The organism is Thalassolituus sp., from assembly GCF_984348125.1.
On sequence record NZ_CFHJLR010000019.1, the window covers coordinates 1 to 16,417 of the forward strand.

Here is a 16,417-nt window from a genome sequence, read left to right on the forward strand (position 1 = left end):
GTACCTGGCTACGAACCAGGCGGTCGGAGGTTCGAATCCTCCCGAGCGCGCCATTTCAGAAACCTTCCCCGAAGCAAGATATTTTCCCCCACCCATCTCGTTTATTAACAAATTTGTTAGCGCGACGGAGATGATGAGAACCTCCTCAGGTTCGAGTAGAGCGAAGCGAAACAACGTCGGAGCCTGCGACGACGGCCCGAAGGGTGTAAATAATCCTCCCGAGCGCGCCATTTCAGAAACCTTCCCCGAAGCAAGATATTTTCCCCCACCCATCTCGTTTATTAACAAATTTGTTAGCGCGACGGAGATGATGAGAACCTCCTCAGGTTCGAGTAGAGCGAAGCGAAACAACGTCGGAGCCTGCGACGACGGCCCGAAGGGTGTAAATAATCCTCCCGAGCGCGCCATTTCAGAAACCTTCCCCAAAATACCTATTTCACTTTGAACAACAGATTTCTTTAATCGTTATTCATCCATTGAATCAGTTCAGCCGCCATATCCGGCGTAAAGCAGACAATATTATGCTGTTTCAATAACGCAGTGGTTACGCCGTCGCCGGCGATCAGGGTTCTGGTATGGCTGCCGTCATAGATTTCGCTGACACCGCATGAAGGTGATCTGGCTGCTAGCAGGGCTCCCTGGCATTGATAGCGTTGTGCCGTAGCGAGCGCTTCCTCTGCACCATGGATAAAGGCCTGTGTGACGTCGTCACCTTCATAGGTATGCACTTTCGCTGTGCCAGCGAGCACGGCGCTTCCTCCGCCTTGTTCTGCTTCAGCAGGCGGTCGTGGAGTGGGCAGGCCCCCCAGTGTCTCAGGGCACACAGGAACAAGACGTCCTTCTGCCATCCATTGGTCGAGCAGAGTTTTCAGGTGCGAGACTTTGCCAGCGTTGTCATCACCGTCATAACGTAGTGGCTCGCCGAGCAGGCAGGCACTGACCAGTAGCTTCTTCATTGAGCTTTCCGAAGTAAGAAGTGCACGTAGCGCCCGAGCCGCCGGTGAGGCTCTTTGAGCCCGGTTTCGAGGTCTGAGCGGTTGACGGCATCCTGACCAATACGCTCGCGGATTTTCTGATGCATATGATCATGCACACAGCGGATACCGCGCCAACGAAGCAGTTCGAATCCAAGATCAGTCATCGCTGCTTCAATGTCATCCGGGTTCAGTGGGTGCTGAGGGGCATTTCCTTCTTTCCGCAGCCTGGGGTTGGCGGATTCAGGCGCGTGAGTCCGGCCGTTCATAATCTGGCGCCACTGGTGGCCATGCAGGTTGTAAAACATCAGCGACAGCCAGCCTCCAGGTTTTACTTTGCTGGCAAGCACTGGCAGGGCCTCAAAAGGGTGCTCCAGCCACTCCAGAACCGCATGATTGAGAACAATGTCGAATTGCCCGGGAAAGAGCGATTCAACGTCCTGAAGGCGCCCTGGGCGAGTGGTTAGCTGTTGTTTCTCTGCTGCGAAGAGGTCATTAGCCAGACGCAGCATTTCTTCAGAGATATCGCAGAGGCTGATATCCGCACCCTGTTTAGCAAGCGAAAGACTGAACTGCCCCTGGCCCCCGCCAATATCAAGAACCCGCTTGCCTGCGATATCGACCTCGCAGTCGCTGAAGTCCTGTTCCAGAGCCATCAGGCGAAGCTGACCCCGCGGAGTAGCATAAATGGTTCGGCTGAAACGTTCGGCGAGATCGTCAAAGTTCCGATCTTTCTGGGTGTCTGAATTCTGTTCTTTCATAGGTATCGTCCGGAGTGTCAGCAGATAATACCAGTAGCAGAGCAGATTTCTGTAGCTGGGCTATACTTCAGACGTATACCGCCTTTTTGATCAGCCGCAGGGAAGTGTTGTACCCGTATGTCTCCAGAGGATATGTTCGTTGAGAAACTCCACTGCCCGGTCGGTGAATCGCATTGCATTCTGTTCGATGAAGTAACAACGCTGCGCAAGCAGGTCGTTACTGATCCGCTTACCGGATTGTTCAACGTCCGCCATTTCCGAAAAAGTCTTGAACACGAGCTGGAACGAACCCGCCGAACGGGTATGACGACGGCCCTGATCATGGTCGATCTCGATCACTTCAAGAATATCAATGACACCTGGGGGCACGAGAGTGGCAATCAGGTGCTCCAGACGGTTGCTCAGCTGCTACAGGATCAGACTCGTAAACTCGACATCTGTTGCCGCTATGGTGGCGAGGAATTCGCAGTGATTCTGCCCTCCACCGAACTCATGTTGGCGCGGCAGGTAGCTGAGCGTTGCCTTAACGCTTTGCGGGAAACCGTTATACCTCTTGATGAAACCGACCTTCAGGTCACTGCCAGTATTGGTGTTGCTGTTGCGGATAACAGCGCACAGACAGCAGAGAGCCTGATCGAGAATGCCGATGAATGTATGTATGAGGCAAAAAGAGGCGGGCGCAATCAGGTGGTGAGCAAACGTCCTCAACCTTCTGAAAGCGCCGTCAGTGCTGATGAGCGGGATGCTCTGCGCGGTCTCTTCGGAGACGATTGAGGTCTACTCAGGACTCTCGTTTTCGGTATTGGGCAGGCGTCATGCTGTGCCACTTTTTAAATGCCCGGATAAAGGCCGCCGCCTCGGTGTAGCCTAACTTTCCTGCGATCACTTCGATGCTGTCTTCGGTGGTATCCAGTAAACGGCACGCTTTCTCTGAACGTACAGATTCGAGCAACTGCTGGAACGTCGTTCCCTCTTCTTTGAGCTGCCGCCTGAAACTGCGCTCACTGGTGCTGAAGGTATCGGCGCATTCATTGATAGAAGGATAGCCCTCCCGGAACATTCCCAGATACTTTTTAACGCGGTCGCTGAGGTTGTTCGTTTCTGGCTGGCGGCGCTGTTTCAGCAGTTCGTCGCATTGCTGCTGGTAAAGGCTGAGGGCCGTTGGGTTAGCATTGGGCAGTGGCTGATCCAGAAGTGCCGCGTCAAAGACGAAACGTGCGACATCGGTCCCGAATTCGACCGGGCAGGCGAACGTATCCCGATAGAAGTCAGCTTCAAATGGCTCTGGATAAGGCACAGAGATCAGTTTCTGCATTTTCTGCTGGCCGAGCATGGTCTGCATCATGCTGAGAAACTGAAAGGTGCCAGCGACATCACGATCGATAATAAAGCGGTGCAGTTCTTCGGGAACATGATAGGGATGCAGTACCAGTGCAGCCTGATCGCCGCTGACTTCAAAGTCGAGTCGGCTGAACAGATAGCTCAATTCCTGATACTTGATACCCAGCTCAATGCCTTCTTTTACTGTGCTGCAGCTCATCAGCATCATTGCAAAAGCACCGTAGGCGGCAATGCCAAACGTGCTCGAAAGCTTCATTGCTGCCAGCGGATCATGACGTAGATCAACATAAAGGTCAGAAAGCACAGCCAGTTCATCCGCCTGCGAAATCACCGCCGAGGCATCAATCTGATCCGGGTTAATACCGTTACGAGCCAGAGCTGGCGCGGGGTCTATGCCGTATTTCTTATGTATCTGCTCGGCGGTAAAGCTGAGCGCAAGTATCGATCTTAGGGTCATGGTGGCCGAAATTGTTAATTAGCAGGAAATTCCTGACATGGTTGAGCGCTGACTGCCCCGGCTAAAGTACACAACATAATAACGCGACGGAGCAGAAAACAATGAAAGAAATGAACAACACTCTGCCGAAGTATACAGATACAGTCATCATCGGCGCAGGTCTTGGCGGCCTGGCGATGGGCATTGGTATGCAGAAAAAAGGCCTTAACGATTACATCATTATCGAGAAGTCCACCGAAGTGGGTGGTACATGGCGCGATAATTCGTATCCGGGCTGCGCCTGTGATGTTCAGTCGCACCTGTATTCATACTCTTTCACTAATAAGTCTGACTGGACTAAGCGCTACGCGCCTTGGAACGAGATTCAGCAATATATTCTCGATACTGTAGCAGAATATAACGTGCGTCCGAATATCCGTTTCGGGCTGGAAGTGAACAGTGCTGAATTTGACGAAAAGTCAGCGATCTGGACGGTAGGCACCGCAGATGGTCAGACGGTTCAGTGTCGCTACTTTGTGCTGGCAACAGGCCCTTTGCATGTTCCTCAGATTCCCAATATCCCAGGGCTGGATAAGTTTAAGGGCAAGGTCATGCATTCGGCTCAGTGGGACCATGACTATGACCTGAAAGGTAAAAAGGTCGCGTCGATCGGTACCGGTGGTAGTGCCATTCAATATGTTCCAGAGATCGCTCCCGACGTAGAACAGATTGACGTCTATCAGCGCACAGCAGCCTGGGTTATTCCTCGTGATGAGCGCCCATATAGTAAGGCCAGTAAATGGGTATTTAATAAGTTCCCATCGCTGCGTCGCTTGTATCGTTCACGTCTGTACTTTACGAATGAAATGCGTGTCTGGCCGATTTTTAACCCAGCCATTGCAAAAGCCGTGGAGTTCTTTGCGAAGCGCTTTATTAACCTTCAGGTTAAAGACCCGGAAGTACGTGCGAAACTCACGCCGGATTACACCATTGGTTGTAAGCGTATCCTGATTTCGAACAAGTGGTATAAAACTTTTAACCGTAAAAATGTTGGCCTGGTTACCGATGGCATCAGCGAAATTCGAGAGAACTCTATCGTTGATAAAAATGGCGTAGAACGTGAGTGCGATACCATTATTCTGGGCACTGGGTTTATCGTAGATCCTCGCGGATATATGGATAAATTCAATCTGAAAGGTCTGCCGGGCCACGACATTCTGGAAGACTGGAAAGACGGCGCTGAAGCGTACCTGGGGAATACGGTCACAGGGTATCCGAACATGTTTGAACTGGTCGGACCAAACTCTGGTCTGGGTCACAACTCCATCATTTTCATGATCGAAGCGCAGGTTCACTACATTCTTGAATGTATGAAAGAAGCGAAGAATCGTGGTGTTGATTACCTGAACGTGAAGAAAACCGCACAGGATCAGTTCAACGAAGAGATTCAGGAGCGCATTAAAGGATCTGTATGGACTTCTGGCTGTTCCAGCTGGTACCAGCAGTCCGATGGTAAGAACTTTGTTCTCTGGCCTTACTCTACGCTGGAGTTCTGGAAGCGTAACAAGAGTGTCGTCACCGCTCACTATGATTGGGTAAAAGTGGATGCGGCAACGAAAGGCAATAAGGTGACTGCAGAGAAAGTGAAAAAAGCAGAAGCGGTTGCCTGATGAAAAGTTAGTCATACGGTAGGCGGGTCTTACAGACCGATCGAAGCCTGCTCTTTGCGGCGCTGATTCAGCGCCGCTTTTTTATTTCTTCGAGAATGTCATCACTCGGAATTCCAGGCGCTCGCCGACCTTCTTCGATATCTTTAATTAACTCAATAAGCGTCAAATTGGCAGGTGCTTGCAGACCCAGCGCGTGAGCGGCTCTGACAACTGCGCCATTAATGTAGTCAATTTCGGTTGCTCGTTGGTTGTTAAGATCTTCCCACATTGACGATCTCGCCTGAGGATCAATCGCGAGCATTGAAGAGGCGAGTTTCTTAAACCATGAATCAGGAGCCTTCAGGAGGATAGGAATCCATCGTGCAGGCAGTTTGGTTAATTTCGGCAGCTTCAGCTGTTCTTGTTTGGTGACTTCTATTAACTCGCTCATCGCCAGGCTGAGAATGGTCCGGTAGCCTCGGGTTTCAAGCTCCTGCTTCAGTGGCAGGTTACTCACTGCGTTAATCGCATTATTGAGGTTCAGCTGTAATTTTGCCCACTGTAATGCCTCGAAGCCTGAGGTCGTGTGTAGCCGGAACCCCATGTCATGAAAGGCGCTATCGAGTTCATTAGCGATAGTGCTATCAATCAGCTCTTCGCAGTAAACATCGCCTTCGGTTCCACGATGAAACCGACAGTTGTCCATGGGGGCGACATTGAAGCCGACGATGCCGCGGATGACCGGGTTCCTCAGCTGCCGCAGCATGTCGTCGCTGCCGATGCCGTTCTGCAGGCTGATGACGGGCGTTGTCTTCGCTGCAAATGCCTGAAGTTGCTGGGCAGCTTCGTGGACGGCCAGACATTTTACTGTGAGCAGAATGAGGTCCGCAGAGGTCAGAGCATCTGTCGAATCCGTGACGGTCAGATTTGAGTATTGGCAGTCCCTTTCCTGATAATCGCTCAGCGCCATGTGTCCGACATGGTTGAATGCGTTGATCAGTCGCTCACGCCCAATCAGGGTAACGTCATGGTGTTTGCTCAATACGGCACCGAGATAGCAACCGATTGCTCCCGCGCCCAGAACGGCTATTTTCATGTGGATGCCCGTTTTGCGCGCGCCAGCCAGCGGTCAAGAGAGTTGGCAAAGGTTTGCTTATCTTTGTCTGAAAACGCCGCAGGCCCGCCACTCTGAACGCCTGAAGAGCGCAGGGTTTCCATAAAGTCGCGCATCTGCAGCTTTTGCCGGATTGTCTGCGGGTTATAGGTCTCGCCCCTGTTGTTGATGACGTCGACTTTGTTTTCCATAACCTCGGCAGCGAGAGGAATATCCTGGGTAATCAGCAGGTCGCCAGCGACTGCTTCCTGCGCGATGTAGTTATCTGCGACATCGAAGCCCGGCTCCACCTGATGTGAAGTAATGCACGGGTGCGGCGTCACCGGAACCCTGTGGTTGGCGACAAAACGTGTGGTCATTTCGGTGCGTATAGCCGCCTTACAGATGATCTCTCGAACGGCTTTTGGCGTGGCGTCGGCATCGACCCAGATCGTTGGCATAGTTGATCAGCCTGTCAGTTATTTGCCACACATTATGACCTAAAGCGGTATTTTTTTTCACCGGAGATTGTTTGCTTTCAACCTGTTGCCGGTATGCGTCTCGGGTGACTATAAATAAAACACAACAACAGATGACTTAAACCTGTTCTGACAGGAGGACACTATGACAGCAACTGCAGATCATCCGGCCATTAAGCCACGGCACATGTCGATGCCGTTCGAGCAACTGGATACGCCTTATTTCTTCGACAATAACGCATTACTTTCTGCATTTTTTGCCGCATTGTCGTCCACCTTTCCTGCGGGTGAGGGCGAGTTTATCGCTTCTGTCCGTCAGTATCGCGACAAGATCAAAAGCCCAAAGCTGAAGGAAGAAATCCGCGGTTTTATTGGTCAGGAAGGACATCATAGCCGTCAGCATGAGCGCGTGAATGAAGCCCTGCGCGAGCTTGGCTTCGACGCGGTTGCGCTCGACAAAGACCTGGGCAACTACATCCAGAAGCACGTAGTTAATCGCTCTGATAAGTTCCGCCTGGCGATGACTGTCTGCATGGAGCACCTGACTGCGATTCTTGCTGAGCATCTGCTGACTTACCCAGAGACCTTAGAGAATCTGGCTCCGTCAGTGCAGGACCTGCTCTACTGGCACGCAGTTGAAGAGATCGAACATAAGTCCGTTGCCTTTGACACCTTTATGAGCACCGAAGGTGACCAGAAATATCTGCGCTGGTGTCAGGTGTATGCCACCTTGTTCTTCTTTCACCGTATTGGCTGGTACACCATTAAGCTGTTGTGGTGGCAGCGTAAAATGCCCTCATGGAAAGAATTCAAAGGCTTCTGGCGTTTCATGACCGGTAAGAAAGGTATGTTTACTGGTGTGACCAAAAACTACCTGGACTGGTTCAAGAAAGGTTTCCACCCATGGGACCACGACAATATGGATCTGATCGAGCGTTGGAAAACCGAGTTCTACCGTGAAGAGCAGGACATGAAACTGCAGAAAGAAAAAGACAAGCTGAAAGCGGCCAGTTAATTGACCAAACTTGAAGCTTAGTCACATAAAGGCCGCCGACGAGCGGCCTTTTTTATGGTCAGCTACACCCTGACCTCTATATTTGGACACAAACCACCTTGTCATTCGTAAATGACCTACCTATCGTAACAGGCACAAGAATAAACACCTCTGGAGAACCCCTATGCAAGGTCTGATGATGGATCGCCCACTGCTGGTATCAACACTGTTGCAGCATGCGGAAGCGACCTACCCGAATACTGAAATTGTAAGCCGTCGCTGTGAAGGTGATATTCACCGTTACACCATGAAGGACGCTGCCAGCCGTGCCCGTAAAGTGGCCAATCTGCTGACTCGCCTTGATATCCAGGACAGCGACCGTGTAGCGACACTGGCGTGGAACAACTATCGCCACTTTGAACTGTATTACGGTATTTCTGGTTTTGGTGCGGTACTGCACACCATTAACCCGCGCTTGTTCGCTGAGCAGCTGGTGTACATCATCAATCATGCCGAAGACCGCTACATTTTTGTTGACCTGACCTTCGTGCCATTGCTTGAGGCGATCCTTCCACATATCGGTAACGTCGAAGGCTTCATCATTCTGTGTGATGAAGACAAAATGCCAGAGACCAAGCTACCTAATGCGCTTTGTTATGAAACGCTGCTGGCGGCAGAATCCGACGAATTTGAATGGCCTGAGTTTCCTGAAACCAAAGGCGCCAGCATGTGCTACACCTCTGGCACCACGGGTAACCCGAAAGGCGTTCTCTATTCACACCGTTCAACCTGCCTGCATGCGTTTGCTTCTGTCGGTGAAGAGGTGATGGGCCTGTCATCCAGCTCATGCTTCCTGCCGGTTGTTCCTATGTTCCATGTGAACGCCTGGGGCACGCCTTACTCTGCATGTATTACTGGAGCCAAGCAGGTATTCCCGGGGCCAGGTATGGATGGCGCTTCTCTGTGGGAACTGATCGAAGCGGAAGAGCCGGATCTGCTGTTAGGTGTTCCGACGGTATGGCTGATGCTGCTGAATCATATGGACAGCATTGGTAAGAAACTGGAATCAGTGAAGAACGTGATTGTTGGTGGTGCTGCAGCGCCTCTGCAGATGATTAAAGACTTTGATCAGAAGCACGATGCCTTCCTGATTCATGCCTGGGGTATGACCGAAACCAGCCCGATCGGGACGATCAATGCGATGAACCCGATCATGGCGAAGCTGCCTAAAGAAGAGCAGTACCAGCTTCAGCGTAAGCAGGGTCGCCCGATCTTTGGTATCGAAATCAAGATTATTGATGACGAAGGCAATCGCCTGCCGCATGACGGTGAGACTTACGGTCGCCTGATGATTCGTGGGCCATGGGTGGTGAACGGCTATTACAACAATGACGATACCTCCAGCTTTGAAGACGGCTGGTTTGATACCGGCGATGTGGCAACGATCGACCCTGACAGCTATATGAACATCGTTGACCGCTCTAAGGACGTTATTAAATCTGGTGGTGAGTGGATCAGCTCGATTGACCTTGAAAATACAGCGGTAGGCCACCCGGATTTGGCAGAGTGCTGTGTGATCGGTGCTCGTCATCCTAAGTGGGATGAGCGTCCGATTCTGCTGGCGATCAAAAATGAAGGTGCCGACGTAGATGAGGCCAGTGTGCTTGAATATCTCGAAGGTAAAATCGCTAAATGGTGGATGCCCGATGCCGTTATTTTCGTAGAGTCGCTGCCTCATACCGCGACCGGTAAGTTGCTGAAAATTGACCTGCGTAAAGACTATGAGAACTACCTGATCGAAAACGCCAACTGAGCATAAGTCAGGCGCTTCTTATTAGAGCGGTTTAACGAAAGCCCGGTTTGCATAAGCAATCCGGGCTTTCTTGTATTTGAGGGATCAGGCCGGGTAAGGAAGATCTTCCGGGCGATTAACGTCAGAGTGAATCATAGAATCACCGATCATGACATTAACGTAGGGGGCATCTGGTATCAGGCGTGCTTCTGTCCTGTGACCGTGCAACTGCATCAGTTCGAAGGCGTGTTCTTTTCTGAAGCCGGTTGGATATCCGGGCTGACCATATTCATCAATAGGGCGGGCGCAATCGTGGTCTTCGAGGTGCGACGCGAGCACCCGGTAGGTTTCGGCTGTGATCCACGGCATATCGGCTCGGGCAATGATCCAGCCATCCCAGTCCTGATTCGCGTGCACGCCAAAAGCAATGCTGTCACCGATACCGCGGGCGGCATCCGGGCATACGCCGGCTTCAGCGCCATCGTCGATACAGTGGTCAAGTATGGATTGATCGCCTTCATGCAGTACGACATAGCATGGCAGACCAGACTGAAGGGCGTTTTCAATACTGGCCTTCAGCATACATGTCTGACCCGGCCAGGGGGCGCATCGTTTGTCACTGCCAAAACGGGAACTACGACCCGCGGCGAGAAGGATAATGCCTGTTTTCATCGTTAGTCCTCCCTGTCAGAGGTGTTCGATACTTATCCGACGCTATCACAGGCTATTGACCGACAGCGCAGTAAAAATGTTACTGCCTGTCGGTTACACAAGGCGGCCTTGTGAGGTCAGTCTGATGATTCGACGTCATCCCACCAGGGATAGACATCTGGCATATCAGTGCTGACACGGCCCTGAAAGTCGGACGGGCGTTTTTCTAAGAAGCTCGCCACACCTTCTTTGCCGTCTTTCAGGCTGGTGTAGAACATTCCGAGCGACTCAATCTTATGTGCTTCTGCCGGATGAGTCATCGCACTGTTGCGGTACATCATCTGGCGAATCATGGCTACAGACACAGCAGAGCGCTGAGCTATGCTGGCTGCGAGGCGCCGGGCTTCCTGCAACAGTTCGTCGGCGGGAACGACTTTGCTGACAAAGCCTGCGTCTTTGGCCTCATCGGCCTTAAAAATATCGGCCGTCATCGTCCATTCGAGTGCTTTCGAAATGCCGACAATCCGCGGTAAGAACCAACTGGAACAGGCCTCTGGCACGATACCGACCTTACTGAACACGAAGCCGATACGAGTATGCTCACAGGCGAGACGAATATCCATGGCACAGGTCATGGTTGCGCCAATTCCTACTGCGGCACCGTTGATCGCCGCAATGACAGGTTTCGTGCAGCGGAAAATGGCCAGCGCAACGCGGCCGCCGGTATCGCGTACACCCTCGACGATGTCTTTATCACTGAAGCGCTTGTTCAGGTCACTGAGTGTTGGTTGCTGGGATTCATCCAGTCCGAAGACGTTCCCTTCTTTTGACAGATCCATACCCGCGCAAAAAGCCTTACCTGCACCGGTGACAATGATGGCACGGACATCATCGTCCGCACTGGCGCGATCAAATGCATGAATCAGCTCGTTGCACATTTCAACCGTGAAGGCGTTCATCTGCTCAGGGCGATTAAGAGTCAGTGTCAGAACGTGATCGCTGACGCTCCAGTCGAGGGTAGAGTAGGAATGGCTCATCAGAAGTCTCCAGTGAAAGAAGAAACGGCGTTCTCGTATTCGGCTTTCAGGCGCTTAACCAGTTCGGCAGTTGTCGGTACGTCAGCGATGCTGCCAACCCCATGACCCGCTGACCATAGGTCTTTCCATGGCTTAGCGCTGGTGGCTTGAGCCATTTTTTCTGTATCCAGTTCTGCACCAAAATCGACATGATCGGGTTTCTGGTGCGTGGCGAGGTCAATATCGTGGGCATCCAGTGATGGCTTCAGGAAAGAAGCATTCACGCCCGAAATCTTCGGGGTATAAACAATGTCGCCAGCACTACTGGTGGTCAGCATTTCTTTGTATTCAGGCTGCACCTGGCATTCCTGAGTGCCTATAAAACGGGTACCCATGTAGGCCATATCAGCGCCCATCATCCTGGCTGTGGCGACGTCACGCCCGGTACTCAGGCTACCCGCCAGTAGTATAGTTTTATCAAAGAACTGCTTCAGCTCATTAATCAGCGCAAACGGATTCCAGTCACCGGCATGGCCTCCGGCGCCACCACAGACAGCAATTAAACCGTCCACGCCAACGGAGGCAGCTTTGCGCGCGAATCGGGTATTCACGACATCATGGAACACTACGCCACCGTAACTGTGTACGGCATCGACAACATCCTGAACAGCTCCGAGGGAGGTGATTACCAGGGGCACCTTGTGCTTAACAATGATTTCCAGATCCTGCTGCAGGCGGGCGTTGCTTTTGTGTACGACCAGATTAACCCCAAACGCTGCGGCAGGTTCACCGGTTTGCTCTGCGTGAGCATCGAGGTCCGCGCGGATTTCAGTTAGCCACTGATCCAGGCCTTCGCTTGAGCGCTGGTTTAACGCCGGAAACGTACCAATCACACCGGCTTTGCAGCACTCAGTGACCAGCGCAGGGCCAGAGGCCAGAAACATAGGGGCAACCACCACGGGTAATTTGAGGCCGGGTCGCAGAGAATCGGGCAATGACATGAACAGTCTCCGGAAAATAAAAAACGGGGAATGATATTCTCATTCCCCGTGATTGGATTAAACAGTCGATTGTGCCAAATCAGGCCCTGACGCGCCCCATCAGCAGAGGTGCAGATAGCAGGGCCAACAACCAAATCATGGCACCGCCGCCAGAACCACCTCCACCAGAAGAGGCTGCGGGCGCAGGGTCCACGTCTGAAATCACCCGGATGGTCATCTCTGCTGTGTCGCTGAGTTGCGGAATGCCACTGTCAGTCACAGTTGCTGAAATTGTGTAATCTCCCGCAACCAAACCATCAGAGCTGAAGGTAATACTGCTCCCGAACTCATAGGAGTCAGCCAGGTTAATATCGTCGGACGACCACTCGACATAATGACGATCTGAGGTGTCTTCATCGGAGATAATAACCTCAATAGTAACATCGCCCATACCCTCAAGGATGGCCGCTTCCTCTCTACCTGCCTGAGTTAGAATTAAAGCTACGCTAGGAGCATTAAGATTCACATCCAGTGTGCCGTCGCCATTACTGTCGCGATAAACAACACCGTTCATGATGAGCCCCGGAAGTTGTCGGTCTGAACCGAAATCCCACACCTCACTATCCCAGTTTTCGTAGAGTGTACCTTTGTCGGTGCAGGTGAAATTGTTGGGAGAGGTTGGACATTGAAGCTCGCTAAGCAAGGCACCGAAGTATTCACTTCTGCTGCCTGCACTATTTGATCGGGTGCTGGCGTCTGTTGCCCAATATAAGAACGCGTTATTATTGTTGGAACCAACACTATAGCCCAGCAGACCGCCACCGCTATCGCTTTCAACGTACCCTGCCGAAAGGCCTTCAGAGAGGTTGCTGTCGCTAAGTCGGCCAATCAGGCCCCCTACATCGTATTTGCTTTCTGCTAGAATGGCAGCGCTGGAGAATACATTATTGACGGTACTATCATATACCGCACCTGCGATGCCGCCAGCGTGCTTGGAGGTTCTAACACTGCCTAAGACGAATATGTTGTTAAGCTTGGCATAGCCTACATTGGCTGCGAGTACGCCTGCTTGATTGCTGCCGGTTACCGATGTCATGAAGCCAGTCATAGCTATACGACTGATTTCGGCAGGCAGGGCTTTAGTACCTTCGACATGACCAAATAGTCCTGCATCACCGGTTCTGTCCACGTAAAGGTTGCGTATTTGGTGGCCATTACCGTCAAACTTGGCACGAAATTCACCAAAGTCGGAAGAGCCAATCGGCTCCCAGCCCTCACCATCATTCCAGTAGGCATCCAGCTCATTAATCTGACCATCGCTATTGGTATCAAAATCCAGATCAGAGGTCAGTTCATATCCGGCGCAACGCTGCTCCATCGAACCCTCCCGGATGAGACCTGGACATCCCGTGCTGTCTATACCTTGGTATTCATCAAATCGTTGACCTATTCCATCAAGAGAAAATCGTATGGCGTTTAACTCTTCTAATGAAGCGACGTCTATCAGGCCATCAGAGTCAGCATCGGCGTCAATGATGCCGTCGTTATTATCGTCGGTGTCGACCGCATCGGTGATGCCGTCGTTATCACGATCATTTGGATAATCATCATAGGATAAACCGCTGTTGGTCTGGCAGATTGTGTCACAGCCGTCGGCCCATTTATCGACCAGACCATCATTATCGGCATCTTGCGATGCAGCAGCTGAAGCTGGGAAGGCGTCGTAAGTTAATCCTGACTGCTCTCTGCATACTGCGTCGCAACCAGTTGTCCACCGGTCTGCTGCTCCATCACTATCTAGGTCCATGGAAGCGGAAAAGTTATATGGAAAGGCATCACTCTCGTCCCGAGAGCCATCGCCGTCGCTGTCACGGTAAACATGATCCCCCATGATCAGTCCGGGTAGCTGCAGGCCCGTTCCAAAATCCCATACATCACTGCTCCAGCTTGCGTATAATGTGCCGTTATTAGTGCAGGTGCTATTGTTGGGAGAAGTCGGGCACTGAAGCTCACTCAGGAGTGCACCAAAGTATGAGGCATTAGAACCTGGACTCGTTTCCTGGCGACTAGTGTCGGTCGCCCAGAAAAGGGATTCGTAGTTGTTCTGAGTGTCGATGCCCAGCAGGCCATACCCGTTTTCAACATACCCCGTCGTCAGGCTATTTGAAAGGTTGCTACTGTAACTCTCTCCGATTAGTCCACCTCCCAAATTCGGGCGGTATACATTGTCGTTGATGGCGACGCTTGAGAATACATTGCTGATCCGAGTTTCTGTAATATTGGCTGCAAGTCCGCCACTATAACGAAAGGACTTATTTACTTCGATACTCCCGGTTAGGAACACTCGGTCAATTTCAGCCTTATTTATTCCAGCAGCCAATAATCCACCTACCCCATACGTAACTTGGACTCTCCCGTTTATGGCGATTTTAGTAATTCGAGGGGGAAAATGGTCATTGCCTGCTATCTCTCTAAACAATCCGGCGTTTCCCGGCTGGTTAATATACAAATTATCTATCAGATGACCATTACCGTTGAAGTGGCCAGAGAACCCGCGACCGCCGCTAATCGGTATCCACCCTTTACCATCGTTCCAGTAGGTATCCAGCTCATTCATCTTGCCATCGCCATTGGTATCAAAATCCAGATCAGCAACCAATTCGTATCCGTGGCAGCGCTGCTGCGCAATACCTTCCCAAAGTATGATCGGGCAACCTGAGTTATCCCAGAGTCCTTCGTCGACCATTACTTGCCCTGAGCCATCGAGCCCGAATCGGACTGCATTAAGTTCTTCTAGCGAAGCAATATCGATCAGGCCGTCAGAGTCGGCATCGGCATTAGTGACGCCGTCATTATTATCATCGGTATCGATAGCGTCGCTGACGCCGTCGTTATCACGATCACTTGGAAAATCATCGAAGGTTAAGCTGCTGCTAATCTGGCAGGCTGTGTCACAGCCGTCGGCCCACTCATCGACCAGACCATCCAGGTCGGCATCCAGATATGCCGCGTCGGAGGATGGGAACGCGTCGAAAATCATGCCACTATTAATACGGCAGTTGATATCGCAGCCAAGAGTAAAGCGATCAGGGGAGCCATCGCTATCGGTATCCATTGACGCCGCAAACGTGTCTGAGTAAGCATCGTCTTCGTCCAGGGCGCCATCTCCGTCGCTGTCACGGTAAACACGATCACCCATTATCAGTCCGGGTAGTTGCTGACTAGTTCCAAAGTTCCATACCTCACTGTTCCAACTTTCGAATAAGGTGCCGGTAACGGCACAGGTGTCGTTGTCTGAGGATGTTGGACATTGAAGTTCACTCAATCGTGCACCAAAGTAGGAGGCGTTAGAGCCTCGGCTTGTTTCCTGGCCACTAGTGTCGGTTGCCCAGTATAAGGACTCGCTGTTATTCGGATAGTTGTAGCCCAATAGACCGTAACCGTTTTCAACATATCCTGTCGCAATGCTATTGGAGAGCTCGCTGTCATCGAGGTAACCGATCAGGCCACCTTGATAATTGCCTCGTAGGAGAGCAGCACTGGAGAATACATTACTCACAGTGCTGTCGGAGATTGTGCCCGCGAGGCCGCCAGTATACGCTTGGGATCTGATACGACCGGTGATAAAAACGCGATCAATCTCAGCATAATTAACGCGGGCAGCGAGTGCGCCGGCATGATAGCGACCGGTAATGGATGTCATTAGACCGGTAATGGCTAATTTGGTTATTGTGGAGGGACGGGTGGACGTGCCTTCGATGTAACCAAATAGCCCAGCAGTACTACTGGTTCTATTGATGTAGAGGTTGCGTATCTGATGGCCGTTACCATGAAAGTCGCCTGTGAAGGCGTTTGAAGAAGACGAGCCTATCGGCCCCCAGCCCTGACCATCATTCCAGTAAGTGTCCTGTTCATTCATCTGGCCATCGCCGTTGGTATCGAAGTCCAGATCCGTCGTTAGCTCAAAGCCATTACAACCCTCTTCCGGGCAGCCTGTGCTGTCACCATACAGGGCTGCGCCATCAAGGTGATTACGGATTTCGTTCAGGTCGGCAAGGTCGTTAATTTCGATCAGGCCGTCGTCGTCGAGGTCATAGTCGGCGCGATCGCCAGCAGCTATGGCGTTAAAGGACAGGATGGTACTGCAGAGTAGGGCGGCTCTGCTGATGGCGCGGATGTACATTATTGGTGGTTCTCCCATGTCAGGGAGGCACGTCAGAGGTCTTACAGCGTGAGTCCGCTGTATTCTTC

General features: G+C 51.7%; 13 protein-coding genes and 2 other RNA genes. 6 read left to right on the plus strand and 9 right to left on the minus strand.

All coding sequences use genetic code 11. The annotated features are described in order from the left end of the window. The first annotated feature begins 112 nt into the window (after positions 1-112). A non-coding RNA gene (locus tag AC5E51_RS12925) (RtT sRNA) lies at positions 113-228 on the plus strand. A 61-nt stretch (positions 229-289) separates the two neighbouring features. Further along, positions 290-405, plus strand: a non-coding RNA gene (locus AC5E51_RS12930) — RtT sRNA. A 53-nt stretch (positions 406-458) separates the two neighbouring features. Here AC5E51_RS12930 and AC5E51_RS12935 read toward each other — a convergent pair. Together AC5E51_RS12935 and AC5E51_RS12940 are read right to left on the minus strand one after the other, a co-directional pair. After that, positions 459-956 carry a 2-thiouracil desulfurase family protein gene (locus AC5E51_RS12935; protein WP_488073436.1) on the minus strand — a complete coding sequence of 166 codons (498 nt, stop codon included), beginning with the start codon at positions 954-956 and terminating at the stop codon, positions 459-461. Beyond that, positions 953-1,735 (minus strand): methyltransferase domain-containing protein, encoded by a 783-nt coding sequence (locus AC5E51_RS12940; protein WP_491223081.1) that lies wholly within the window; start codon positions 1,733-1,735, stop codon positions 953-955. Before AC5E51_RS12940 ends, AC5E51_RS12935 begins: the two co-directional genes overlap by 4 nt. A gap of 117 nt (positions 1,736-1,852) precedes the next feature. Here AC5E51_RS12940 and AC5E51_RS12945 point away from each other — a divergent pair, with 117 nt between their 5' ends. Continuing rightward, positions 1,853-2,509 (plus strand): GGDEF domain-containing protein, encoded by a 657-nt coding sequence (locus tag AC5E51_RS12945; protein ID WP_245820081.1) that lies wholly within the window; start codon positions 1,853-1,855, stop codon positions 2,507-2,509. 7 nt (positions 2,510-2,516) lie between these two features. Here the strand turns inward: AC5E51_RS12945 and AC5E51_RS12950 are convergent, their stop codons facing one another. Beyond that, positions 2,517-3,533 (minus strand): AraC family transcriptional regulator, encoded by a 1,017-nt coding sequence (locus tag AC5E51_RS12950; RefSeq protein ID WP_488073441.1) that lies wholly within the window; start codon positions 3,531-3,533, stop codon positions 2,517-2,519. Positions 3,534-3,634: 101 nt separating this feature from the next. Between AC5E51_RS12950 and AC5E51_RS12955 the strand changes: the two genes are divergently transcribed. Then, entirely contained in the window at positions 3,635-5,182 is a 1,548-nt protein-coding gene (locus tag AC5E51_RS12955; protein WP_491778671.1) for a flavin-containing monooxygenase, read from the plus strand. Positions 5,183-5,249: 67 nt separating this feature from the next. On the opposite strand, the gene AC5E51_RS12960 is transcribed toward AC5E51_RS12955, so the two are convergent. Together AC5E51_RS12960 and AC5E51_RS12965 are read right to left on the minus strand one after the other, a co-directional pair. After that, on the minus strand, positions 5,250-6,257 hold the full coding sequence (locus tag AC5E51_RS12960) for a 2-dehydropantoate 2-reductase (protein ID WP_491778672.1): 1,008 nt from the start codon (positions 6,255-6,257) through the stop codon (positions 5,250-5,252). Continuing rightward, positions 6,254-6,715, minus strand: coding sequence for a YaiI/YqxD family protein (locus AC5E51_RS12965; protein ID WP_076515550.1), 462 nt, complete (start codon positions 6,713-6,715; stop codon positions 6,254-6,256). The genes AC5E51_RS12960 and AC5E51_RS12965 overlap by 4 nt, the downstream gene beginning before the upstream one ends. A 163-nt stretch (positions 6,716-6,878) precedes the next feature. Here AC5E51_RS12965 and AC5E51_RS12970 point away from each other — a divergent pair, with 163 nt between their 5' ends. Next, a complete protein-coding gene (locus AC5E51_RS12970; protein WP_301378239.1) occupies positions 6,879-7,748 on the plus strand; it encodes a metal-dependent hydrolase in 870 nt (289 codons plus the stop codon). A gap of 163 nt (positions 7,749-7,911) precedes the next feature. Beyond that, positions 7,912-9,540 (plus strand): long-chain-fatty-acid--CoA ligase, encoded by a 1,629-nt coding sequence (locus tag AC5E51_RS12975; protein ID WP_301378240.1) that lies wholly within the window; start codon positions 7,912-7,914, stop codon positions 9,538-9,540. An 84-nt stretch (positions 9,541-9,624) separates the two neighbouring features. Here the strand turns inward: AC5E51_RS12975 and AC5E51_RS12980 are convergent, their stop codons facing one another. The 4 genes from AC5E51_RS12980 to AC5E51_RS12995 all read right to left on the minus strand — a co-directional run bounded on the left by AC5E51_RS12980 (position 9,625) and on the right by AC5E51_RS12995 (position 16,349). Continuing rightward, positions 9,625-10,191 (minus strand): nucleotidyltransferase family protein, encoded by a 567-nt coding sequence (locus AC5E51_RS12980; protein ID WP_301378241.1) that lies wholly within the window; start codon positions 10,189-10,191, stop codon positions 9,625-9,627. A gap of 116 nt (positions 10,192-10,307) precedes the next feature. After that, complete coding sequence (locus tag AC5E51_RS12985; RefSeq protein ID WP_076515542.1) at positions 10,308-11,207, minus strand: crotonase/enoyl-CoA hydratase family protein; 900 nt, start codon at positions 11,205-11,207, stop codon at positions 10,308-10,310. Then, entirely contained in the window at positions 11,207-12,187 is a 981-nt protein-coding gene (locus AC5E51_RS12990; protein ID WP_491778673.1) for an NAD(P)H-dependent flavin oxidoreductase, read from the minus strand. The genes AC5E51_RS12985 and AC5E51_RS12990 overlap by 1 nt, the downstream gene beginning before the upstream one ends. Before the next feature lie 79 nt (positions 12,188-12,266). After that, positions 12,267-16,349, minus strand: a complete 4,083-nt coding sequence (locus AC5E51_RS12995) for a hypothetical protein (protein ID WP_491778674.1) — start codon at positions 16,347-16,349, stop codon at positions 12,267-12,269. Positions 16,350-16,417 lie beyond the last annotated feature (68 nt).

Bases quoted from the DNA above. Each gene is read 5' to 3' on its own strand.
- AC5E51_RS12995 (WP_491778674.1), bottom strand. From the start codon at position 16,349: ATGTACATCCGCGCCATCAGCAGAGCCGCCCTACTCTGCAGTACCATC.
- AC5E51_RS12970 (WP_301378239.1), top strand. From the start codon at position 6,879: ATGACAGCAACTGCAGATCATCCGGCCATTAAGCCACGGCACATGTCG.
- AC5E51_RS12935 (WP_488073436.1), bottom strand. From the start codon at position 956: ATGAAGAAGCTACTGGTCAGTGCCTGCCTGCTCGGCGAGCCACTACGT.
- AC5E51_RS12945 (WP_245820081.1), top strand. From the start codon at position 1,853: ATGTCTCCAGAGGATATGTTCGTTGAGAAACTCCACTGCCCGGTCGGT.
- AC5E51_RS12960 (WP_491778672.1), bottom strand. From the start codon at position 6,257: ATGAAAATAGCCGTTCTGGGCGCGGGAGCAATCGGTTGCTATCTCGGT.
- AC5E51_RS12980 (WP_301378241.1), bottom strand. From the start codon at position 10,191: ATGAAAACAGGCATTATCCTTCTCGCCGCGGGTCGTAGTTCCCGTTTT.
- AC5E51_RS12985 (WP_076515542.1), bottom strand. From the start codon at position 11,207: ATGAGCCATTCCTACTCTACCCTCGACTGGAGCGTCAGCGATCACGTT.
- AC5E51_RS12975 (WP_301378240.1), top strand. From the start codon at position 7,912: ATGCAAGGTCTGATGATGGATCGCCCACTGCTGGTATCAACACTGTTG.
- AC5E51_RS12990 (WP_491778673.1), bottom strand. From the start codon at position 12,187: ATGTCATTGCCCGATTCTCTGCGACCCGGCCTCAAATTACCCGTGGTG.
- AC5E51_RS12950 (WP_488073441.1), bottom strand. From the start codon at position 3,533: ATGACCCTAAGATCGATACTTGCGCTCAGCTTTACCGCCGAGCAGATA.
- AC5E51_RS12940 (WP_491223081.1), bottom strand. From the start codon at position 1,735: ATGAAAGAACAGAATTCAGACACCCAGAAAGATCGGAACTTTGACGAT.
- AC5E51_RS12955 (WP_491778671.1), top strand. From the start codon at position 3,635: ATGAAAGAAATGAACAACACTCTGCCGAAGTATACAGATACAGTCATC.
- AC5E51_RS12965 (WP_076515550.1), bottom strand. From the start codon at position 6,715: ATGCCAACGATCTGGGTCGATGCCGACGCCACGCCAAAAGCCGTTCGA.